Source organism: Pseudoalteromonas sp. 2CM39R (assembly GCF_023161845.1).
This window is the reverse complement of sequence record NZ_JALNTM010000001.1, coordinates 239,813-262,353: the sequence shown is the minus strand read 5'-3', so window position 1 is coordinate 262,353 and position 22,541 is coordinate 239,813. Positions and strand designations below refer to the sequence as shown.

At 40.0% G+C, this 22,541-nt stretch carries 23 protein-coding genes; 13 read left to right on the top strand and 10 right to left on the bottom strand.

Going from position 1 to position 22,541, the window contains the following annotated elements:
* Positions 1–57: 57 nt before the first annotated feature.
* Together MTF66_RS01210 and MTF66_RS01205 are read left to right on the top strand one after the other, a co-directional pair.
* Positions 58–471, top strand: a complete 414-nt coding sequence (locus tag MTF66_RS01210; protein ID WP_054552219.1) for a LexA family transcriptional regulator — start codon at positions 58–60, stop codon at positions 469–471.
* Complete coding sequence (locus MTF66_RS01205; RefSeq protein WP_248526054.1) at positions 459–1,715, top strand: Y-family DNA polymerase; 1,257 nt, start codon at positions 459–461, stop codon at positions 1,713–1,715. Before MTF66_RS01210 ends, MTF66_RS01205 begins: the two co-directional genes overlap by 13 nt.
* Here the strand turns inward: MTF66_RS01205 and ybaK are convergent.
* A complete protein-coding gene (gene ybaK / locus MTF66_RS01200) occupies positions 1,712–2,173 on the bottom strand; it encodes a Cys-tRNA(Pro) deacylase (RefSeq protein ID WP_248526053.1) in 462 nt (153 codons plus the stop codon). The two genes, MTF66_RS01205 and ybaK, sit on opposite strands and share 4 nt — an antisense overlap.
* A gap of 150 nt (positions 2,174–2,323) precedes the next feature.
* Here ybaK and MTF66_RS01195 point away from each other — a divergent pair, with 150 nt between their 5' ends.
* The 3 genes from MTF66_RS01195 (at position 2,324) to MTF66_RS01185 (ending at position 4,116) form a co-directional block, all read left to right on the top strand.
* Positions 2,324–2,560 carry a hypothetical protein gene (locus MTF66_RS01195; protein ID WP_130167504.1) on the top strand — a complete coding sequence of 79 codons (237 nt, stop codon included), beginning with the start codon at positions 2,324–2,326 and terminating at the stop codon, positions 2,558–2,560.
* Positions 2,561–2,637: 77 nt separating this feature from the next.
* Positions 2,638–2,982 carry a DUF3302 domain-containing protein gene (locus MTF66_RS01190; protein ID WP_054552213.1) on the top strand — a complete coding sequence of 115 codons (345 nt, stop codon included), beginning with the start codon at positions 2,638–2,640 and terminating at the stop codon, positions 2,980–2,982.
* A gap of 3 nt (positions 2,983–2,985) precedes the next feature.
* A complete protein-coding gene (locus MTF66_RS01185) occupies positions 2,986–4,116 on the top strand; it encodes an HlyD family secretion protein (protein WP_248526052.1) in 1,131 nt (376 codons plus the stop codon).
* 75 nt (positions 4,117–4,191) lie between these two features.
* On the opposite strand, the gene dnaJ is transcribed toward MTF66_RS01185, so the two are convergent.
* Together dnaJ and dnaK are read right to left on the bottom strand one after the other, a co-directional pair.
* Positions 4,192–5,331 (bottom strand): molecular chaperone DnaJ, encoded by a 1,140-nt coding sequence (dnaJ, locus tag MTF66_RS01180; RefSeq protein WP_248526051.1) that lies wholly within the window; start codon positions 5,329–5,331, stop codon positions 4,192–4,194.
* 233 nt (positions 5,332–5,564) lie between these two features.
* Complete coding sequence (gene dnaK / locus MTF66_RS01175) at positions 5,565–7,487, bottom strand: molecular chaperone DnaK (RefSeq protein ID WP_058584325.1); 1,923 nt, start codon at positions 7,485–7,487, stop codon at positions 5,565–5,567.
* Positions 7,488–7,726: 239 nt separating this feature from the next.
* Here dnaK and MTF66_RS01170 point away from each other — a divergent pair, with 239 nt between their 5' ends.
* Complete coding sequence (locus tag MTF66_RS01170; protein WP_248526050.1) at positions 7,727–8,527, top strand: thioesterase family protein; 801 nt, start codon at positions 7,727–7,729, stop codon at positions 8,525–8,527.
* Here MTF66_RS01170 and MTF66_RS01165 read toward each other — a convergent pair.
* Positions 8,516–9,292, bottom strand: a complete 777-nt coding sequence (locus MTF66_RS01165; protein WP_248526049.1) for an ABC transporter substrate-binding protein — start codon at positions 9,290–9,292, stop codon at positions 8,516–8,518. The genes MTF66_RS01170 and MTF66_RS01165 overlap by 12 nt on opposite strands.
* Positions 9,293–9,432: 140 nt before the next feature.
* On the opposite strand from MTF66_RS01165, the gene MTF66_RS01160 reads away from it, so the two are divergent.
* From MTF66_RS01160 to MTF66_RS01150, 3 genes are read left to right on the top strand one after another with little or no spacing between them, the layout of a single operon-like run.
* The gene (locus MTF66_RS01160) at positions 9,433–10,671 is read left to right on the top strand and encodes a PqiA/YebS family transporter subunit (RefSeq protein WP_248526048.1); all 1,239 of its coding nucleotides are present in this window, start codon (positions 9,433–9,435) and stop codon (positions 10,669–10,671) included.
* A complete protein-coding gene (gene pqiB / locus MTF66_RS01155; protein ID WP_248526047.1) occupies positions 10,668–12,323 on the top strand; it encodes an intermembrane transport protein PqiB in 1,656 nt (551 codons plus the stop codon). Before MTF66_RS01160 ends, pqiB begins: the two co-directional genes overlap by 4 nt.
* Complete coding sequence (locus MTF66_RS01150) at positions 12,323–12,934, top strand: membrane integrity-associated transporter subunit PqiC (protein ID WP_248526046.1); 612 nt, start codon at positions 12,323–12,325, stop codon at positions 12,932–12,934. The genes pqiB and MTF66_RS01150 overlap by 1 nt, the downstream gene beginning before the upstream one ends.
* On the opposite strand, the gene MTF66_RS01145 is transcribed toward MTF66_RS01150, so the two are convergent.
* The 3 genes from MTF66_RS01145 to MTF66_RS01135 all read right to left on the bottom strand — a co-directional run bounded on the left by MTF66_RS01145 (position 12,923) and on the right by MTF66_RS01135 (position 16,877).
* Entirely contained in the window at positions 12,923–13,408 is a 486-nt protein-coding gene (locus MTF66_RS01145; RefSeq protein WP_248526045.1) for a GNAT family N-acetyltransferase, read from the bottom strand. The genes MTF66_RS01150 and MTF66_RS01145 overlap by 12 nt on opposite strands.
* Before the next feature lie 3 nt (positions 13,409–13,411).
* Entirely contained in the window at positions 13,412–13,816 is a 405-nt protein-coding gene (locus MTF66_RS01140; RefSeq protein WP_248526044.1) for an NUDIX hydrolase, read from the bottom strand.
* A 175-nt stretch (positions 13,817–13,991) separates the two neighbouring features.
* Positions 13,992–16,877 carry an insulinase family protein gene (locus tag MTF66_RS01135; protein WP_248526043.1) on the bottom strand — a complete coding sequence of 962 codons (2,886 nt, stop codon included), beginning with the start codon at positions 16,875–16,877 and terminating at the stop codon, positions 13,992–13,994.
* A gap of 166 nt (positions 16,878–17,043) precedes the next feature.
* On the opposite strand from MTF66_RS01135, the gene MTF66_RS01130 reads away from it, so the two are divergent.
* The gene (locus tag MTF66_RS01130; RefSeq protein WP_248526042.1) at positions 17,044–17,457 is read left to right on the top strand and encodes an MAPEG family protein; all 414 of its coding nucleotides are present in this window, start codon (positions 17,044–17,046) and stop codon (positions 17,455–17,457) included.
* 310 nt (positions 17,458–17,767) lie between these two features.
* Here MTF66_RS01130 and MTF66_RS01125 read toward each other — a convergent pair whose 3' ends face one another.
* Positions 17,768–18,475: a peptidylprolyl isomerase gene (locus tag MTF66_RS01125; RefSeq protein ID WP_374236548.1), complete on the bottom strand. Its 708-nt coding sequence runs from the start codon at positions 18,473–18,475 to the stop codon at positions 17,768–17,770.
* On the opposite strand from MTF66_RS01125, the gene MTF66_RS38640 reads away from it, so the two are divergent.
* The 3 genes from MTF66_RS38640 to ushA all read left to right on the top strand — a co-directional run bounded on the left by MTF66_RS38640 (position 18,453) and on the right by ushA (position 20,633).
* Positions 18,453–18,521: a hypothetical protein gene (locus MTF66_RS38640; RefSeq protein WP_350338400.1), complete on the top strand. Its 69-nt coding sequence runs from the start codon at positions 18,453–18,455 to the stop codon at positions 18,519–18,521. The genes MTF66_RS01125 and MTF66_RS38640 overlap by 23 nt on opposite strands.
* A gap of 231 nt (positions 18,522–18,752) precedes the next feature.
* Positions 18,753–18,950, top strand: coding sequence for a hypothetical protein (locus MTF66_RS01120; RefSeq protein WP_054563072.1), 198 nt, complete (start codon positions 18,753–18,755; stop codon positions 18,948–18,950).
* A gap of 75 nt (positions 18,951–19,025) precedes the next feature.
* A complete protein-coding gene (gene ushA / locus MTF66_RS01115) occupies positions 19,026–20,633 on the top strand; it encodes a bifunctional UDP-sugar hydrolase/5'-nucleotidase UshA (RefSeq protein WP_248526041.1) in 1,608 nt (535 codons plus the stop codon).
* A 58-nt stretch (positions 20,634–20,691) separates the two neighbouring features.
* Here the strand turns inward: ushA and MTF66_RS01110 are convergent, their stop codons facing one another.
* Both MTF66_RS01110 and MTF66_RS01105 read right to left on the bottom strand, forming a co-directional pair.
* Positions 20,692–21,639, bottom strand: coding sequence for a hypothetical protein (locus tag MTF66_RS01110; RefSeq protein WP_248526040.1), 948 nt, complete (start codon positions 21,637–21,639; stop codon positions 20,692–20,694).
* Positions 21,626–22,528 carry a hypothetical protein gene (locus MTF66_RS01105; protein ID WP_130167513.1) on the bottom strand — a complete coding sequence of 301 codons (903 nt, stop codon included), beginning with the start codon at positions 22,526–22,528 and terminating at the stop codon, positions 21,626–21,628. Before MTF66_RS01105 ends, MTF66_RS01110 begins: the two co-directional genes overlap by 14 nt.
* Between the last annotated feature and the right edge of the window lie 13 nt (positions 22,529–22,541).

Below are 22,541 nucleotides of genomic sequence, written 5' to 3'. Positions count from 1 at the left end.
TGGCAAGATAACCACAAACCACTATACTGTACAAACGTACAGTATAGTGGTTTTGTTATGCGTGTTATTCCTATTTATATCGAAGCTGGCGTATGTGGTTTTGAATCACCGGCAGCACAATACAAAGAGCTAGGCTTATCATTAGATCAGCTATTGATTAAACACCCTGATGCAACATTTATTGGTATTGCCTCTGGCGAATCAATGCAAGGTGTGGGGATTTTTGATGGTGACTTATTACTGGTTGATCGCGCCGAAGATGTGAAAAATGGCGATGTCATTGTCGCGAATCTAAATGGTTTATTTGTTTGTAAACTATTAGATAAACACAATGCACAGTTATTATCAGCCTCACCTAAATACCCTGCAGTGCAACTACGCCAATCTGATGAATTTCAATTAGAAGGCGTGGTCACTCGCTCAATTCGCTTACATCGCAGTAGTAAAGAGCTATTAGCATGTACGCCTTAGTCGATGCGGTGGCCTTTTATGCCAGCGCCGAAAAAGTATTTGATCCGGCTATTCGTAGTAAACCGGTTGTGGTTCTCACTAACAACGATGGCTGTATTTGTGCCGTGTGCCCTATTGCACGAAAACTGGCTATTCCAAAATTTCAGCCCTATTTTCAAGTAAAGAAAATACTCGAAGATAACCAAGTGGTGATCCGCTCATCTAACTATGAGCTGTATGCGGATTTAAGCGAGCGGATGATGAACGTGATTGGCCGCTTTTGCGATAATCAGCACATATACTCTATTGATGAATCATTTTTAAACTTTACTGGTTTCAAAAAACTTATTCACGATTGGCATCGTTATGGCCATGATATTCGCCGTACCGTATGGCGCGAAACAAAGCTACCTGTTGGGGTTGGATTTGGCCCAACAGCAACCCTAGCCAAAGCCGCCAATCATGCAGCGAAAAAACTCCCCGGCTTTGATGGCGTTGCAGTGATTGACTCAGAAACTTCACGGGTAGCCATTTTAAAAGCCATGGACGTACAAGATGTTTGGGGCGTTGGTCGACGCTTAGCTAAAAAACTCAAAGCAATGAATATCAATACGGCCTTTGATTTAGCCGAACAAGAACCACGAAAAATAAAGCGCCTGTTTAGTATTGTTTTAGAGCGTACAGTGAACGAGTTACGTGGTAAAAGCTGTTTAGACTGGGATGAAGTACGCCAAGACAAAAAAGAGATTTTTTCGACTCGTAGCTTTGGGGAGCGTATCACTGACGCCACAGCGCTGAAAACAGCACTGATCAATCATTGTGTGATTGTGGCAAGAAAACTACGTGCGCAAGGCTCACACACTCAACGCTTATTAATGTTTGTGGCCAGCTCTCCTCACCAAGATGGCTATTATAAAAAGTCCTATATTTATGAGTTTAGTGTCGCCACCGCCGATAGTTGTGTGTTCGCCAATGCTATTAGCGAAGTATTTGAGCACCTCTATAAACCTGGGGTGCGATTTTATAAATGTGGTGTAGGTGCCCTTGAGTTATCAAGCCACATGTTTCAGCAGCCTGATTTGTTTCAAGCGCCTATCGATAACCCTAAACTGATGAAGTGTCTTGACAACATTAACACCCGTTATGGCGTGGGTACCCTTGCCATAGCCAGCGAAACTCCAACGACCCGTTGGCATATGAAACGCGCGTACTTATCGCCTCATTACACAACCCGCTGGCATAACCTACCAAAAATACATTGTTAAAAGTCTGCCTGCTTAGCATTTAATAAACTACATAAATCCTTAGGGGCCAATGCAATCTCAAGGCCTCGCTTACCAGCTGAAACATACATCACGTCAAAGCTATCTGCAGATTGATGCACATAGGTATTAAGGCGCTTTTTCTGACCTAGCGGACTTACTCCACCTAAAATATAACCTGTAGTATTTTCGACTTTTTGTTGTGGAGCCATCTGTACTTTTTTAACCTTTGCCGCCTTTGCCAGCATTTTCAGGTTAACTTGTTGGCTAACTGGCACAATAGCAACCAAAAGCTGCTGGTCAGCATCTTCAAGTACTAAGGTTTTAAATACTTGTTCAGCGGGCAGCTTAAGCTTTTCAACCGCTTCAAGGCCAAACTGTTGTTGCGAAGGCTCATGCTGATAGCTGAGCACATCAAAGCTAATACCTTTCTTCTTCAGTAAGTTTATAGCCGGCGTCATTGATTTTCCTATAACTAATTAATTAGCAGTCACTTTATGAAACATACCGTGAACATGGAATATAAGGCAATAGAAAAACCGCTACAAAACGCACTAAATAGGCCTAATTCGACTACACTAAAGTAATGAATCCTGGGCAGGGTAACAAGCATGTCTAGACACACAGGGCTCTATCTAGCCAAACAGTTATTTATCATACTCACCCTATTGTATGCAGTGAATTTTGTGTGCAACGAATACCTCGCGTGGAATGCCTACATGGATTGTCAAAGCAAATGCCATACGCTTGGCTTAGAAAAAGGCCGAATACAAAACACCACATTTTCAGAGGATGTGACTTTATGCCGTTGTCTTGCTGATACCGACTACTACGTTGTGCTGAACTAAATCTGAAAATACCGACTAGGAATTAGGGAAATTTCACGTATTATTAAATTGATTATAAGTTAAACAAAGGAAAGTACATGTTTTTAGACTACTTTGCGCTGGTCATGCTAGTGTTTGTAACAGTAGTAATATTTTATGGTGTTATTGCCATACACGATATTCCCTACGAAATTGCCAAAAAACGTAATCACCCTCATCAAGATGCCATCCATTATGCAGGCTGGGTTAGCCTATTTACCCTACACGTGCTGTGGCCATTTTTATGGGTTTGGGCGACATTATGGCGTGATGACCGCGGTTGGGGTTTTAACCAGATCCAAAAGGAACAGGAAGACTTAGCAGAGAAAGTAGCTAGCTTGACAGCCACAGTGGCAGCACTACAAGCACAAATAAATGCTCAATCGAATAATAAAGAGAAATAAAATATGGATTTGTTATTAATACTCACTTATACCGCATTGTGCATTGGTATCTTTAAAGTTTTTAAAATCCCACTTAATAAATGGACAGTACCCACCGCCGTACTTGGTGGTGTGGTACTGATAGGCGCTTTGATCCTGTTAATGAACTATAACCACCCACATTCAAATATGGCCAGCAGTGCCTATGTCACAACACCTATTGTGCCAAATGTCCGTGGTACCGTTGAAGAAGTTGCTGTTAAGCCAAATCAGCCTGTTAAAAAAGGAGACTTACTGTTTCGCCTAGACGATACCTTATACCGAGCCAAACTAAATCAAGCTATTGCAGCTTTGCAAGATGCAAAACAGTCAGTCCTCGGTTTAGAAGCGGCCTATAAATCAGCACAAGCCAGTGCCCTAATGGCTAAAGCTGAATATGATCGTAGTAAGAAAGAATACGAACGTTATGAAAAAGGCGCAAAAAGCGGTGCTTACTCAAAAGGCCAAGTTGATAATAAATTAGGGGTCTACTTAGCAGCAAAGGCAAGTTACGAAGCCGCACAGGCCGAAGAATTACGTCAAGAACTTGCATTTGAGTCAGAAATAAACGGTGAGCAAACTAAAATTGCCGCAGCTCGCGCTAATTTAGAGCAAGCTCAATTTAACTTAGACAGCACAAGCGTTTATGCACCTACCGATGGCTATGTTACACAACTAACATTGCGCCCTGGGATGATTGCAGTACCAATGCCACTACGCCCAGTAATGACCTTTGTGCACAAAGAAGATACCGTTTACGTCGCTGCATTTAGACAAAATTCACTATTAAGACTCGAACCAGGCTACAAAGCAGACTTTATCTTTAAAGCTATTCCTGGAAAAACCTTTGCGGGTGAAGTAATCGATGTATTACCTGCTATTGGTGAAGGACAAGTACAAGCACAAGGCACACTGATGGGCACTGAGTTTTTTGCTCGCCAAGGCCGCGCTATTGTTACTTTAAAAATCACAGACGACATGAGTGAATATCACCTACCACAGGGAACAAGCACAGAAGTCGCTGTTTATTCAGAACACTTCGAGCACGTATCAGTGATGCGTAAAGTATTGATCAGAATGAAAAGTTGGCAAAACTACCTATTCCTAGATCATTAAACTCAAAGTTTAAGTATAAAAAAAGGCGCTTATCAGCGCCTTTTTTACTCTCTAACTAAAGTTACTTAACTAGAGTTACTTAGTTAGGTCATCGAAAAACTTCTTCACACCGTCAAAGAAACCTTTTTCTTTTGGACGGTTTTTAGAGCCATCTTTACCCATGCTTTGCTCAAGTTCTTCAAGCAATTCACGTTGACGATCATTAAGATTAACCGGCGTTTCTATAACCACTTTACAGATCAAGTCACCTTGAGCGCCACTACGTACAGACTTAACGCCTTTACCACGCATACGGAACATCTTGCCCGTTTGGCTTTCTGATGGGATCTTCAGTTTTGCACGGCCATCCAGTGTCGGAACTTCAATTTCACCGCCCAGTGCTGCTGTTGTAAAGCCAATAGGCACTTCACAATACAGGTTATTACCATCACGTTGGAAAATCGGGTGTTCACGTACAGACACTTGAACGTATAAATCACCAGCTGGCGCACCATGCATGCCCGCTTCACCTTCACCTGATAAGCGAATACGATCACCTGTATCAACACCCGCTGGGATCTTAACAGATAAGGTCTTAGTTTTTTCTACGCGACCTTGACCATGACAGCTGTCACATGGATCTGAAATAATTTGACCTGTGCCCTGACACGTAGGACACGTTTGCTGAACCGCGAAGAAACCTTGGCGCATTTGTACTTGGCCTGCACCATGACAGGTAGTACATGTTTTTGGTTTAGAACCAGCTTTGGCACCACTACCATCACATGGCTTACAGCTAACCCACGTTGGAACTTGAATTTCAACATCTTTACCACGAACAGCCTCTTCAAGGCTTAAGTCCATGTTGTAACGTAAGTCAGAACCACGTTGTTGACGTGATTGACGACGACCACCGCCACCACCAAAGATATCTCCAAACACATCACCGAAAATATCACCAAAATCACCATGACCGCCGCCGAAGCCACCGCCATGACCACCACCGCCTTGTTCAAAGGCCGCGTGACCGTACTGATCATACATTTGACGTTTTTGTGGATCAGTTAGTACTTCGTAAGCATCTTTTACTTCCTTGAATTTAGACTCAAGGTCTTTATCGCCTGCGGTACGGTCTGGATGATATTTCATCGCTAAGCGCTTATACGCTTTTTTTATGTCTCGTTCGCTAGCATCTTTGCTCACGCCGAGAACTTCATAATAATCGCTTTTTGACATATCTATCACACTACTCTTTTTACTGCAGCTACACTGCATAAGGTAAATCGGCTGATACAAATCGTATTATGGTCTTAACCATTTAAGAAGATTGGCAACCTATCAATTTACCGTTTATATACATGCAAAAGGCGCGTCAAGCGAAATCGCTGGCGCGCCTCAATCATTTCATCCTAACTTAATTGACTAAACAAAGCAGCCATTAATGTGTTAGGCAGAAGCGAAACAAGCAATTACTTGTCGTCTTTCACTTCTTCGAACTCTGCATCAACAACATCGTCGTCTTGTTTTGCAGAAGATTGCTCAGCACCTGCATCCGCACCGCCTTGTTGCTGCTGTGCTTTAGCTTGTGCAATTTCCATTAGCTTTTGTGATTTTTCTGCAAGAGCTTGAGTTTTCGCTTCAATCTCTTCTTTGTTGTCACCTTTAATCGCCGCTTCTAGCTCTGTAAGCGCAGCTTCGATTGCTTCTTTATCTTCTGCAGGTAGTGCATCACCCGCTTCTTCGATTTGCTTACGTGTACCGTGAACCATTGCATCAGCTTGGTTACGAGTCGCTACTAGCTCTTCGAATTTCTTATCTTCTTCAGCGTGTGCTTCAGCATCACGAACCATTTTTTCTACTTCATCATCGCTTAGTCCTGAAGAAGCTTGGATTGTGATCTTCTGCTCTTTACCTGTATCTTTATCTTTAGCAGATACATGTAAGATACCGTCCGCATCTACGTCGAATGTTACTTCGATTTGTGGAGTACCGCGTTGTGCTGGGCGAATACCTTCTAGGTTAAATTGACCTAGTGATTTGTTATCGCTTGCACGCTTACGCTCACCTTGTAGTACGTGAATCGTTACCGCTGATTGGTTATCTTCAGCTGTTGAGAAAACTTGTGATTTCTTAGTAGGAATCGTCGTGTTTTTCTCGATTAGTGCTGTCATTACTTGACCCATAGTCTCGATACCTAGTGATAACGGAGATACGTCAAGTAATAGTACGTCTTTAACGTCACCAGCTAGTACACCACCTTGAATCGCTGCACCTACTGCAACTGCTTCATCTGGGTTAACATCTTTACGAGGCTCTTTACCAAAGAACTCAGCAACTGTTTTTTGTACTAGAGGCATACGTGTTTGACCACCAACAAGGATGATGTCATTTACGTCGCTTACTGATAAGTCAGCATCAGCTAGTGCGCGCTTAAGTGGCTCGATTGACTTAGTTACTAAGTCTTCAACAAGTGACTCAAGTTTTGCACGAGTAACTTTAACGTTCATGTGCTTAGGACCAGTTGCGTCAGCAGTCACGTACGGTAAGTTAACTTCTGTTTGTTGTGCAGAAGAAAGTTCAATCTTCGCTTTTTCAGCAGCTTCTTTAACACGTTGCATTGCAAGTGGATCAGTTTTAAGGTCGATACCTTGATCTTTCTTAAACTCTTCAACTAAGTAATTGATAACGCGGTTATCGAAGTCTTCACCACCTAAGTGAGTGTCACCGTTAGTTGCTAGAACTTCAAACGTGTGCTCGCCTTCAACTTCATCAATCTCGATGATAGAGATATCGAAAGTACCACCACCTAAGTCATATACTGCAACAACGTTTTCACCTTTATTTTTGTCCATGCCGTATGCAAGTGCAGCGGCAGTTGGCTCATTGATGATACGTTTAACTTCAAGACCAGCAATACGACCAGCATCTTTAGTTGCTTGACGTTGTGAATCATTGAAGTATGCAGGTACTGTGATTACTGCTTCAGTAACCGCTTCACCTAGGAAGTCTTCTGCTGTTTTCTTCATTTTTTTCAGCACTTCTGCTGAAATTTGAGGAGCAGCGCGTTTTTCACCACGTGCTTCAACCCATGCGTCACCGTTATCAGCTTTTACAATGCTAAAAGGCATAATACCGATATCGCGTTGTACTTCTTCGTCTTCAAAACGACGACCAATTAGACGCTTGATTGCAAATAATGTGTTAGTTGGGTTAGTTACTGCTTGGCGTTTTGCAGGTTGACCAACTAGTGTTTCACCGTCTTGCGTATATGCAATGATCGATGGTGTTGTGCGATCGCCTTCCGCGTTTTCGATAACGCGTGCTTTATCACCGTCTAGTACTGCTACACAAGAGTTAGTAGTACCTAAATCGATTCCAATAATTCTACCCATGAATCTTCTCCAACTTCAAAATTCGTTAAAACGTTCGATGACTAGTAGATAGGGGTGCAGGAAACTGAATTCAACTGTAAAAATGAAAAAAATTTACTTTTTTTTGAAATATTTTCGAAATGGGCGTTTTTTCCACAAAAAGCGCTGTTTTCTCAGCCTACTTGCAGGATAAACAAACTGGTCTGATGACTTTAGCTATGCTATAACAAACACCATAACAATAAATGTTAAGGAAAATTATGCATTTTGAACAATTACTCGCCATGGCAGCTGAACTAGGCAAAGACAAAACAAAAGTAATGCAGTTTCCAGAAAACTGGTGCCAAGGTCGCACAGCGTTTGGTGGATTATCTGCAGCTTTATTATATCAAGCTATACGTCAGCATATCGATAGTTCTCGCCGCTTATTATCTTTAAGCACTAACTTTGTTGGTCCGTTAATCGCTGATTGCGACTTTTCAATCGACGTTGAAGTCTTACGTGAAGGCAAAAACAGTGCGCAGGTACTAGCAAAAGTGATTCAAAATGGCGATGTTTGTGTTATTACACAAGCCTGTTTTGGGGCTGAACGTCAGTCCAATGTTCGTGTAGATGTCACTAAGACCATGCAGCTAAAACCGGTTGATGAGCGTTTCACTCTACCTTACAAGGAAGGCGTCATGCCGGCATTTTTCCAGCATGTGGCATTGTGTTTACAAGACGGCAATATGCCTTTCTCTGGAGCAGATACCTCACATTTAGGTGGCTGGATGAAATTCAAACATGTGCCAGAGCAAATGACTGAAGCCCATATCATCGCCCTAACAGATGCATGGCCACCAACCTTATTACAAATGTATAAGCAACCTGCACCAGCAAGTAGCATGTCGTGGTACATAGAATTTGTTGAAGAGCCTAAAATTGCACATGATGCTTGGATTGGCTACGAAGCGGTTACACACCATAGTAAGGATGGCTATGGACTAGAAGATGGTTGTATTTGGAGTGAAAGCGGAAAACTAATTGCACTGAGCCGCCAAACCGTCGCGTTATTCGCGTAACTCAGGCTCTGAAAGTTGCGCGTACTCAGTACCATCAAGGCGAATAATTGCTTGGTACTGGCCTGACTCAATGATCTCACCAAGACCCAAATTAAAGGTGTTTTTTAAGGTTTTACTGTAAAAAAACGCAGGTCTTGGTGCTTCTTTAAAAATTGCATGCACAATAAAAGGTTTAACCTCAGCGCTTTGTTTGTATTTTTCTAGATAATATAAAAACACTCGGCGCTCTAGGATAATTACATCGACCCAGCCTTTCATAAGGTGATCAACTTGCGCTTCTTGGTTAACCACTTCTTCGTAAGAACGCAAAATGTTAGTAACCGATTTAAAAGGTGCTTCAATGAAATTAGTCGCATTTTGAAAGGCAAGCACGCTTTTACCTGCTAAATCGTAGATACTATTAATCTTAAGATCTTTATCAGCAAGGCTAACCGCCACATTTTGATAGCGAAGAAGTTCATCGCTCTTATATACATGTGAAGTAAGTACAGGTGGAAAGTTCAGCGCAATATCAACCTTGCCCTGCATAAGTTGCTGCTCAGCACGCTTATTTGACATGTAATGAATACTGATATTAGAAATGCCTTGCGACTTAAAAGCAGCTTTCAATATTTCAAGTTGAATGCCGCTGTTAGTGTCTTGAAAAACATAAGGAGGTAAGGAGGCGCTCGCAGCAACAATAATGGGTTTTTGCGTATTTGGCTCAGATAAACACTCACCTTTAACACTAACAAACAACATTAAAAGGATAAATAATTGCTTCACTGCTCACCTTAAAGAATTAAATGTATTAAAAAGCGTAATCGCTTTGTACAAATATTAGCTTATATTAAACAAAGGCGCATTTGAATTTATACACTATTTGATACAAACTTAACTAAGTTCTTGTTTAAGAGACCCTAAGTTTGCAAACAGCCTGTCCTAGCTGCGATCTTGTCATTGAGATCCCACACTTAAGTGCAAAACAAGTGGCAATATGCCCTCATTGCAATACAAAGCTTTCGGCATCGCAAGCTAACCAAGATAGTATGGTGGTCGCACTAAGCTTAAGTGCTATTGTTATGCTACTGAGTAGTATGTTTTACCCATTTCTGTCTTTTACCAGTAGTGGTATTACTCAAACAATCACCTTACCCGATGCCGCTCGTATTCTATTTAATTACGACAACGACTTTTTAGGTTTGTTCATCGACACCAGTATTATTGGTCTGCCCCTACTTTTATTAGTACTCATAATCCCTTTGCATTTAGGCTTATTAAAAGCGTTACCGTATCAATGGGGAAAAAGACTGCTAAAAACCACCTTTGCGTTAGAACCTTGGATCATGTCTGAGATTTTTTTAATTGGCGTAATGGTCAGTATGGTTAAAATCATGTCAATGGCCGACATTGAATTTGGTGTAAGCTTTTGGGCTTATAGCGCATTTGTTATTTGTTATGTGGCAGCCACAGCAAAATTAAATAAGCACACCTTATGGCAACAATTAAAAGAACCTGAATACATAGAGCAAACACAGCCTAACACACGTGCTATTGATCAAGGGTTAAGAGCGTGCCATGTTTGTGGACAATTGTGTGCGACCGAAATCTGTTCACGCTGCGACTCTAAAACTTACAGTCGTAATCCTTTTAGTGTGCAAAAAGCCGCAGCGTGGTTATTAACCTCAGTGGCCTGTTATATTCCAGCCAATGTCTATCCTATTATGTACACCACAAGCCTTGGCGATGAAACTCCATCAACTATTATTGGTGGCGTAATGATTTTATGGAATAGTGGTTCATACCCAATCGCAATGATCATTTTTTTAGCCAGTGTGGTTGTGCCTCTTGCCAAAGCGCTAATATTAAGTTTTTTATGCTTTATGGTAATGAGGCCAGCAAACAAGCAAACTAAAAGCTACACACGTATCTACCAATTAACTGAATTTATTGGCAAATGGTCAATGATAGATGTATTTGTAGTAGCGATTCTAGTAGCCTTAGTACAACTAGGAAACCTAATGTCTGTTACACCTGGCATCGGCACAATATTTTTCACGACCATGGTTATTTGCCAAATGTTGGCAGCCCATGCGTTTGACCCACGTTTATTGTGGGACAACCCAGATAACTTAAGTACTGCGAAACAAGAGACCTTGGCATGAGCGAAACCGCTAAAATAAAAACAGCGCCAAATATATCTGCAATCTGGATCATTCCAGTTATTGCTTTATTAATTGGCGCATGGATGTTGTACCAGTATCAAGCAAATAAAGGCACTACCATCTTCATCAAAATGCCTCATGCAGAAGGCATTGTAGCTGGTAAAACAGAAATAAAAGTACGTAGCGTGAAGATTGGCCAAATCGACCATGTTCGTTTATCAGATAAACAAAATAGCGTCATTGCGCGTGCGCAAATCGATAAACATTATGATGATTTACTGACAGATGATTCGAAAATTTGGGTTGTTAAACCACGAATTGACGATACTGGCATAAGCGGCATGAGTACCCTACTCTCAGGTGTGTATTTAGAATTTGCACCGGGTGAAAGTAAAAAGCTGGCCGAGAGATTTGAGCTACAAGATGAACCAGCTTTAATTGGTAAGGATGTAAAAGGTGGGCGTTTTACGCTGTTAAGTTATAACGCAGAAGTGCTTGATGTGAGCACCGGTATTTACTTTAAAGATTACAAAATTGGCCAGATAGAAACCGCCACCTTTGATTGGAAGAATCAAGCGATGAAATATGGCATTTTTATCAATGAACCTTATCAAAACTTAATCACTTTAAATTCTATATTTTGGGTAAACTCAGGCATCGAAATAGATCTTTCTGCAGATGGTATTAATGTTAATACAGGGTCATTAAGTAAATTGCTCAAAGGCGGTATTTCTGTTGGCATTCCTGAGCAACAAGCGCCCGGTGAAGTTGCCAGTAACGGCCATAGCTTTTCATTAAGTAATAGTTACAAAGCCGCACTTGAAGAACGCTTTTATGATTTTGACTATTACTTAATTGACTTTGAACAATCAATTCGCGGCTTACGCGCTGGCGCTCCTGTCGAATACCGAGGTATGCGTATCGGTAGTGTAGTTGAAGCACCTGCAAGTGTTATTATAGATGGTAAGCCTGCACACTTTAGAACCGATAACACCGCAGTACCTGCCCTGATAAAAATTGAGTATGGGCGCCTGTATCACGACAGTACAGCAGCACGAGAGTTTTGGCATTCGAGTTTAGATGGCTGGATCAAAAATGGTCTTCGAGCCTCTTTAAAACCAGGTAACTTACTCACTGGTGCGGTGTATGTTGACTTAGATATTTACGATAATGCAGAGCCTGCCGAATTAAAGACAATAGCCGAGTACACTGTATTCCCGAGTGTATCAAGCGGTATTACAGTCATAGCCGACCAAGTCTCTGATGTGCTAAATAAAGTAAATAACCTTAAAATTGAAGATAGCTTGGCACAAATGCAGACCACCTTTGCCGAGTACCAAGCACTTGCTCATGACATGAGAGAGCTACTAAATAAGCAAGATACGCAAGACTTACCGGGTGATATTAATCGCAACTTTGCAGAAATGACTAAGAGCATGCAACAGTTCGATAAAACCATGAAACAATTTGAAAAAACCATGGCAAGTTACGAGCAAGGTTCAACATTCCACCAGCAGTTACAAACGACTTTATCTGAATTTAAACGTTTAAGTGAAGAGCTACAGCCACTCACGCGAGGTTTAAACCAGCAACCTAATATGTTGATCTTTGATAAAGAGCTACCAGCAGACCCAACGCCTAGGAAACAATAATGAACTATAAACTCTGTGCTTCAGTTGCATCAGTGCTGTTACTTGCGGCCTGCAGTCAAACTTCGTTCTCGACCATTGAGTATTATCAATTTTCGCAGCCAATTCTTGCAATGCAGCGCTTAGCTGATAATACGCAAGCTCAGCTCAGAATTAACACCGTACAGTTACGTGGTGCGCTTAATAATCGCGGTATTGCTATGGTACTCGACAACAACCGAGTCAATGCCGCTAACTACCATTTATGGAGCGAATCACCCGATTTAATGTTAACCGCCAGTGCACATCAACAGCTTTACACTGAGCTTGATAATTGGATGGTAATAAAGGGCTTACCGGTGATAACCGATTTAGATCAGCAAAGCTTTTATGAATTAGAGTATGAGCTACACCACTTTAACGGCGATGAGAAAGGCAATGCCAACATTGCAGGGCTTTGGCGCTTGTACTTTACAAACCCTGAATCTGGCCGAAAGTTAAAGGCGGTCAATTACTTTAATGAACTTACACCATTACAAGACAGTGATTACGAAGGGCTTGTTGCAACACTTGAGTCAACATGGTTGAAGGTCAACAAACAGGTTGCAAACGAAGTATCAAAGCTAGCTCTTTAATAAGAGTTTTAGAGGGTGATTGTCATCATTAATGATGACATCACCTATAAACTCAAAGCCAAGTTTCTGTAACACCTTTTGCGAACCAATATTTGTTTGCGAGGTTATTGCAGCAAGTACACCGAGTTCTAATACGTACTTTTTAGCCATCAATAACCGAGCAGCAGATGTAATGATCCCCTTACCTTCATACTTAGCTAACAAGGCAAATCCTAAATCAGGGATAGCTAGCGCATCGCGCTGAAAGAGCCCCACCATCCCAACGGGTGTATCATCAGCTAAACAAACAATATAACTGCCAAAGCCAAATTGCTGGTGGCTTTTTATAAATGTTTGTTGAATATAATGCTCTGCTTGTACTGGCGTATTAATATTTTTATTACCTATGTGCTCTAAAAATGTTGCTTGGTTTAAAAGCTCAACGATAAAAGTCGCATCATCAGGCTGCCCGGCACGTAAGTATATATCTAACATTTATTAAAACACCTTACTAACGACATCATTGGTAAAATTAAGGCAATCAAGAACACGCTCTTTTTGTACTTTAGATAACTCGTCAATATCGAAATAGCTATACTCAGTGTGCTCATTACTCAACATTATCTCAGCGTCCTCAGCTATATAAGCACGAAAAATAAACGCATGAGAGTTAAATGCTGTGTGATAATAAACGCCACTTAAATAAGCGATATCTACATCACAGTTAAGCTCTTCTTGGCATTCACGAAGCAACGCTTGGTGAATTGTTTCACCTTTATCTAAAGATCCGCCAGGTAGCCCCCAACTTTTTTGACCGTAATCAGCTTTTAGTAATAACACCTGACCTTGGTTATTGGTGATAACCGCATGGCTACTGAGTCTATAAGTATCTGAAAATGCCATAATCCCTTTACTTAATTAATAAAAAGTGACGTTATTGATGAGTGTAAAGTAATTATCACCCCAATAAAAATTGTTATTGGCTAAATTAATACTCAGGGTTATTTTTTCTAAGTTTGCTTTTCGAAAAAAGAAAAGCCCAAACAATTGCTTGGGCTTTTGTTTATCAACTATTAACTTACTTTTGGAATTTAATGCCTTTGTAATAAGTCTCTAAGTTTTCAACTTTTGTTTGGTTTTTCAGATCAGCAAATGGTTTATCTGCAAACTTACTACCACGCATTTGAATATTTAAACGCGCAGCTTCACTATTGAGCATAGTTTTCTTGTAGTAATCTTTCAGATCAGCCAATGTTACTTTTTCAACTTCAGCGATAAGCTTTTCTTTAGAGTCGAAGTTGAAGTTTTCACGGTACCAATCAGAAATAAGAGGCGACATTTCGTCACTTAAATTCTTAGGTTGCTCTTTTAAAGACACAAGCGTTGCATTTTTAAGTTGTGCAAATGTTTCTTCTGTCATGTTATCAAGCTCAACAGCGTATTGCTTTTTGAACTCATCAAAACGCGCTTGCATTTCTTTAGGGCCTTTAACCGGTGTTTGAATATAAAGACCTAATGCAGAGTAGTCTTCGATAGGACGCGCTAGCGCACCAACCGCATAAGCTAACTGCTCTTCTGTACGTAATTTATCAAAGGCTACGGTTCTAAAGTGGCTTTGTAAAATTTGTGCCTGTGCTTTTTGCTTATAACCTGGGGTTGGGTGTACAACCATATCAATGATTGCAACATCAGCTACATCAATATCTTTTTGCAGTACAATGCGCTCACCAGGCTGAGGTAGCCAAGCTTTGCTTCTGGCAAAGTCCGTCGCTTTATGACCTTTAGGTAAAATAGCGGTTAACTTACTCGCAATAGACTCAACATCGTTTTGGTTATAATTACCAAACGTAAACACGCGTAAATCATTTGCAGCAAGAGTTGATTGCTTAATAGCCGCGAAATCTGCAAGGGTTAGTGCATCTGCCGCAGCAATCAAAGTTTCGGTATCAAATTTACCACTACGAGTAAGCTTTGAGTACTCACCGAATGCTTGATAGAACGGGAACTGCTTTTGCTGATTTAATAAATCACGCTTAAAACGATCGATAGCTTGGGCAAAACCTTCTTCAGACACATCTAACGTTAGATTTTCAAGCGCCTGAGCTAAAAGTACATCTTGTTTATCAGTAAAACCACTTAGAGATAACACAAGGCCGTTACTTGGCTGAAGCCCTAAACTCATACCTGCAACAGCGGCTTCTGTGCTTAATTTACTTTGTTGTAGGTTATAAAGATCAGCCCAAATTGAGTAAAGAACTTGTGATTTTACATTCACAAGGGCATCCGGTGTATTAATATATACTTCAACAAGACCTTTAGGTTGCTCAGTAAACTGCTGACTTGCTTGGCGCCAAACTTTAACACCCTGCTTATCAAATACTAGTTCAGGGTGTGCTTGTTGTTTAAACTCAGCCGTTTTAATTGCAAAGCTTTCAGGTAATAAGCGGTTAACTGTTGGCAATGCTAAAGCGTATTCGCTCGGTTTACTCCAACTTGCAACTTCTGCTTCGCTGATGTCTTCTATACGGTATTTACCATCGTAAAAGTGTAACTGTGAATCTGTTTCTTCTTGTTTTGAAATATACCAAATACGCAGCGTATCTTCGTTAAGTTGCGAAAGTACATTTTGCACTGCATCTGCATCAAACTTGGCATAATAATAAGGTGCATTAATTGCGTTGTTCACCGGGAACTTTTGCATGCTATCAGTTAAGTTACTTACATAACCAAACTCATCACCTTTTTCGAGGAATTGAAATTCATTGGTCAGCGATGTACGAATTTCATTAAAGTATTTGCTATCAACACCCTGCTCTTTAATAAGCGCAATGTACTGCATAACCATAGCGACAATTTCTTCGCGGTTTTGCATGCCAGCATCCGTCAATTCAATATTAACCGTTAAGCTGCCGTAGTTACCATATTGTGTTGGTGCATCAGAAGCAGATAAACGTGACACCCAGCCTTTATCGCGTAAGATTTGCGCAGGACTGCCTTGCATTTCGTTACTTAAAAGGTATGAAACAAAACGATTTGGTTTAACCGCAAACTGTGAACTGTTATCAGCAATTGTGAACTCTAACTGCAGCTGCTTTACATCTTCATTCGGTGAGTAGTAAACACGCTTTCCGCCAGCAACAGAAAAGTCTAACTGATCAGTCACCGTTGGTTTTTCGATTTTTTTATTTTCAATATCAGCAAAATACTGTTTAGCTTTTGCTTCCATTTCAGCCAGTGGACGATTTGAGATCATCGCCACTTTCATAATGTTCGATGAATAGTACTTGTTATAAAAAGCGACAGTTTCTTTATGCAGATTGCTGCCTTCTTTATCCCCTAATGTTTCAAGGTTACCAATTAAGAAGCGGTTTGCAGGGTGTGAGCCCATCATCTTGCGGGCAAGTTTAAATTGGCCAAAAAAGTCCATTTCACGGCGCATTGACCACTCTGCGTTTACCGCATTTTTTTCTTTGTCTGTGTATTCAGGGTAAAGCTTTGGTGATTTAAAGAAATCGGCAAAGCGGTCAAGTGCTTCGTCGTAGGCATCATTGTTCACTTTAAACATGTAGTTTGTGATATCTAACCAGGTGTAGGCATTATGTGCACCACCATTTTTGGTCATAAAATCACTGTAACCTTTAGTGTCTGGGTAACGATCGGTACCAAGGAACAGCATATGCTCTAGGTAGTGCGCCATGCCTTGTTGCGACATAGGGTCGTGCAATAAACCTACACCAACACTCAATGCAGCTGCAGATTTTTCTGCACTTGGGTCTGAAATTAAAATTACATCAATTTCGTTATCGAGTTTTAATGTTTTGTACTCACGGGTGTCGTTTGGGCTGATAACTAACGAATCAGGAATAAGGTTAGTATTAGCAGCAGGAGGCGTTGTAGTAGAAGTAGAAGAACAACCAGCTAACACTGCAAAAGCGATTGCACTAAGTCCCATTATTTTTTTCATTATTTAGTATCCATTAGAAATTGAATAAATTTTTAATTATCATGTGTTTTCAAGCGCCGCAATTCAATGCTTTTGAGCTTAGTTACAATAAAACTTTGTAACACATTGTGAAAATGCAGCACTTACGGTGTATGTAAATTATGATAACAAGAACAAAGGATGAATTATGGAAAAGTGGCTAATTGTAGCAATGTTTACTCAAGTCTTTCTTACTTTTACTGTCATGTACATTATGGGTAAGCGTCGTTTTCGTGCGGCAAAGCAAAAAACCATTGAGATGAAAGATTTCTTAACAATGGAGCTTGAAAAGGCTGGGGGTAATGTTCGCGTAGCAGATCGTAACTTTATCAATCAATTCGAAATGCCTGTGCTGTTTTTTATTGCGTGTTTAACAGCCCTGCAAGTCAATGCTGTAGGTACTGTATTTGTTGCCCTTGCTTGGGTTTATGTTGCATTAAGAATCATTCATAGCGTAATACACTTAACTTCAAACACCTTGAAGGCGCGCTATTATAGTTTCGTTATCAGTAGCTTTATAATGCTAATAATGTGGGTGCTGATTTTAGTGAGAATTTTCTAATAATCATCAATACAAAGAAATAAGGCGCTTTTAGCGCCTTATATATACCCAAGCCACCTCAAGATGCAGAATTCAGCGTTTCACAGGAGCTTAATATCAAGGCGTTACTTTGCAAGAATGGCATCCCCTTTTAAGAAGTAACAACGATGAGAGTAAGTGCCTGTGAAGCGCCCAAAGGGTTGGTTTAAAAGCGATTTATACTGCGTTATTGATTTTAACAATAGAACCACTATTACTTGCAATCAATGCCTTGCCTAAATCGCTTTTAATTCCAACTGAAACTCGCATCTTGAGGTAGTTTGGGTATACATTATTTACGACGACTAAAGCCTGCAAGAGCTAATAAAGATAGCATCCACGCAAGACTCCCGCCTGAGCTACTACCATCATTGTCTGAAGAGTTATCTTCATCAATTAGCGTGTTTTCTTTTGGTGATAAAGAAGCAGACGAATTCGGATCATCATCAATCACAGTCACACTGTTAATGTAAAATAAGTTTTCACCACTAAAACCAGATGTTGTATCTGGGCACTGCTCTTCATTAAGATTTACTACTGGGATTTCTCCACAGTGAACTAAAGAGGTGATTTGTTCTAAAACATCCATACTCTGTACAGTTACTTCACCAAAAACAGTAAAGCCACCATTTTGTAAGTCGAGGTTAGCGCTGTTATCTTTTAAATTGAAAAACCACTGACTTGTCGCACTATTAGCATTACCACCAAGCTTGGCCATTGCAATGGTACCTTTAACATTCGACAGCTCTGGCTCATTGGTAATAGCGTCAGCAGTTTCTATCGCCTCAAAATCAGTATCAAACTTAAAACCACCACCTTGCAATACAAAGTTATCAACTGAGCGATGGATAACCGTACCGTCGTAGCTGCCATCTGCAACATAGTTTAAAAAGTTTTCAACGGTAACAGGTGTATGTTGATCATAAAGATGAACAGTAATACTGCCCAGATCTGTCTGCATTTCAACAATAGTAGCATTGGCTGTAAAACAGCTAGCCAATAAAGCAGTAGCAAGTAGATGTTTTTTCATTGTTTATCTTTCCTGATAATTTTTATTATAAAACTGCAAGAAGCTTAAACAAAATAGACAGGCGCTTAAATAGCAAACAAAATAGTTACACAAAACGCGCCAAATCAATTACAACTTAGTTACATTAATTTACACCATGTATTCATTATGGTTATAAAAAATTTAAAGAATAAATCAAAATCGTCTTATCAAATAGGCTCAGTTTGTTAGTATCTGCACGACAACAATGAACACACAGGAATGAACCATGGCGAATGAAGAGAACGCAATATGCGATTTTGGCCTACACCAAGGTGAGCCTTATAGTAAGTTACCCGCTAGTTTTTTAAATTGGATGGTCGGCAATAATCATCAAAAGTCTCATTACGCAGAACAAGAACTACAACGCAGACAACTTGCCGCAACAGGACAACTAAATACAGAAAATAGCGACAAAAGTTTATAAAAGACATTTAATTTAAACTTAAGTCGTTTAAACTAAGCGCATAATTAACCTACTGCTCTATTCAGGCAAACAATTATGCGCTTTTTTTTACTAACATCGCTACTGGTTACCCTAACCGCATGTAGCTCCTCTTCTAATAATACTGATTCAGCCCAATATTTAACTCTGCTTCATACTAATGATAACCATGGTCGTTTTTGGCATAACGAACAAGGTGAATATGGCATGGCTGCTCGTAAAACTTTAATTGATCAACTAAAAGCCGAAGCCAAAGCACAAGGTCATGCTGTTTTACTGCTTTCTGGTGGCGATATCAATACGGGTATTCCAGAGTCTGACTTACAACACGCGGAGCCCGATTTTAAAGGTATGTCGTTAATTGGTTATGATGCTATGGCAATTGGTAACCATGAGTTTGATAATCCTCTTTCAGTACTTGATCAACAACAAAAATGGTCAAACTTCCCTTTTTTATCAGCCAATATCATCGATAAAACAACTGGTGAAACTCGTTACCAAGGCTATAAAATCTTTGAAAAGAATGGGCTTAAAATTGCTGTCATTGGCTTAACGACAACAGATACCGCTAAAATAGGTAACCCACAGTATATTGGTGGTCTTGACTTTAAAGGGCCTGTTACGGTAACAGCTAATTTAGTACCAAAAATCAAAGCACAGTACAACCCAGATATTACCATCGCTGTTACTCATATGGGTCACTATGTTGATGCTAACTTTGGTATTAATGCACCCGGTGATGTGACTATGGCGCGCAACTTACCAAAAGGGATGCTAGATATTATTGTTGGCGGTCATTCACAAGAGCCTGTGTGTATGAAAGAAGCCAATGTTGCTGACAAAAGCTTTATGCCAGGTAAAGAGTGTAAGCCTGACCAACAAAATGGTACTTGGATCATGCAAGCCCATGAGTGGGGTAAATATGTGGGTAAAGCTGAATTCAAATTTGAAAACGATGAATTAACTTTGCTCAATTACTCACTTATTCCTGTAAATATTTATATCGATGATGAAAACGGTAATAAAAAGCTAGCGGCTAAGTACATTGAACCAAACAAAAACTTACAAGACATCCTTGCAGTTTATCAGCAAAAAGGCGCAGCACAAATTGCTGGTAAAATAGGTAACGTGGATGCAAAACTTGAAGGTGACCGCAATAAAGTACGCTATGAGCAAGTAAACTTAGCACGCGTTATTATTGCTGCTCAAATGCAATCTGTGGGCGCAGATTTTGGTTTGATCAGCGGTGGCGGTATTCGCGATAGCATTCAAGCAGGCGATGTAAGTTATAAAGATATTTTAAAGGTTCATCCTTTTAAAAACCGTATCACCTATATTGATATTAAAGGCCAAGAGCTATATGACTACTTGCAGGTTGTTACTTCTTTTCCACCTGATTCAGGTGCCTACTTACAATATTATAAGTTAAGCTTTAAACGCGATAACGACACTTTATCTGATGTTAAAATTGCCGGTAAACCACTTGATATGGCTAAAACTTATCGTATGAGCATTAACAGCTATAATGCCTCTGGTGGTGATGGTTACCCTACTCTTACCAATAAAAAAGGATTTGTAAGTACAGATGATACAGATGCACAAGCATTAAAACGTTTCTTTGAGCAAAATAGTCCTGTTAAAGCGGCTGATTACGCCCCTAAATAAAGACTACTTAAATAGAAAAAGGGAAGTCAGTGACTTCCCTTTTTACTTTTAAACTAGATTACTTCCCAATGACTTCAATATCGGCAATCTCAATCGCTTTCAATCCGTAATGATGTAATCGAGAGCGGGAGCCTTCACCATGGGCCTTAGGTGGATAATAGGTTTCTTTTATCTCTAACTGTTCTTGCCAAACTTCATCAAGTGCTGCCCGAATTTCACTTAATGTTTTTTCTAAACTATTGGTAAAGTTTGGGCGCTTACGTATTGTGTGACCAAGCTCTACTAACCGGTAAAAATACTTGTTTGCTAAAGTCAGTAATTCTTCTGGTACATCTTTATTTTGATTAAGCACTACATCCGGATGTTCAATACAAAACTCAACCAATGCAAGGTAAAAGCACAGCGGCTTATTAGCAAGCGCCACTGTTTTATCAACAGCGCAGCTAGCAGCCAAGGTTTTATTTTGAAGATCGACTATCAATTTAGGCTTTTCTTCTGCCTGAACAGCAACTTCTGGTTCGTGTTTAGCAATTTGGATTTTAGTGCGTTCACTTATAAATAATAAGTAAGTAAATGCAGCTGCAAATAAACACACCAAAATAAACACTGCGATATCATCTTTAGCAAATAAAGACGATGCCACAACAAAGCTAACCGTTAATGATTTTTGTGGTGCATGCAATTGCTTAGTGATTAAATCTGCACGAGCAGGATAATCAGAGATCCCCTCAATGGAGTAAACCATCACGCCTGAGTCAGCTAATTGTGCATTAAGACGCGCGATATAATTGAGTACCATATCTTTACTACCTGAATGCTTTAAAAAATCATCAGGTAAATTTAAATGGTTTAAATCTAGGGCAATGCGGTTTTCAACTTTTGCTAGAGTCAGGGCATCATTAGTTGTTGTCTTATAAGCTTTTGCTGTAATAAAGCTGGCAAATAAAACCAGGCAACAGCTTATAAATACTCCGCCATAAGCAAGTTTTACTCTAATTGGCAGCATTGCTATCCCCTACTTTCATTGTTTGCTGAGTCGACTCACATTCCCAAAAAGACTCAACATGATTAAAGTAATGAGAATTTTGATTGTGTGCCAATTGGGTTAACTGCGCTTGAACTGCACATAAAAGGTCGGTGTTTTCATCCTGCATTTTTAAATACCAACGACTACCACTTATATTGTCGCGTATAGGCTTAATGTAGTTTTTAGAAAAACGTTGCTGGTCGCTGTCTTGCCAATAAGAAGAAATTAAATCGACCTTACCACTTGCAAGCAGCTCTCTTAATTCTGTATGCGAACTTGCGTAAGTGATATTAAGGTTTTCTAGGTTGATATCTAATTTTTTAAATAATTGTTTAGGGAGAATGTGTCCAGAGCGGCTCGTTGGGTAATCAAGCAAACCAATACGTTTATCTAAAAAGTAGCTTTTTTCAATGCGAGGCTTTTCTTTACTAGAAATTAAATAAGCAGTGTAGTCAGGAAAGCCAACAACTGCTTGGTAGTTATAGGTTGACTCGGCCATAAAGGCATTAATCAAGTTTTCTTTAGCCAGGATCAAATCTGCAATCCCTTTACCTAAAAACTCAATTGTGTCAGATGTTTTATAACCCCAATAAGAGGTGACCTTGCCGTATTGTTTACTAATGATGTCATCAGCGCACAAAGTTTTAGCGACATCCTCAGCCAATACTTTGCCTGATGAATACACCACCAGCTCGTTAAGGTTAACCTCTGATTTAGTGTCACATTGGAAAGACGTTTCAATAAATGCATCGATATCAGAAACAGCCGGTTTACCCTGCAAAATTCCGATATAAAAAAACAAAATAACTGCTAGAAACAAAAATGTAACAATCGACGATTTTTTTATTAGTATTGTTCTTAAATTCAATTTTAATAGCCAA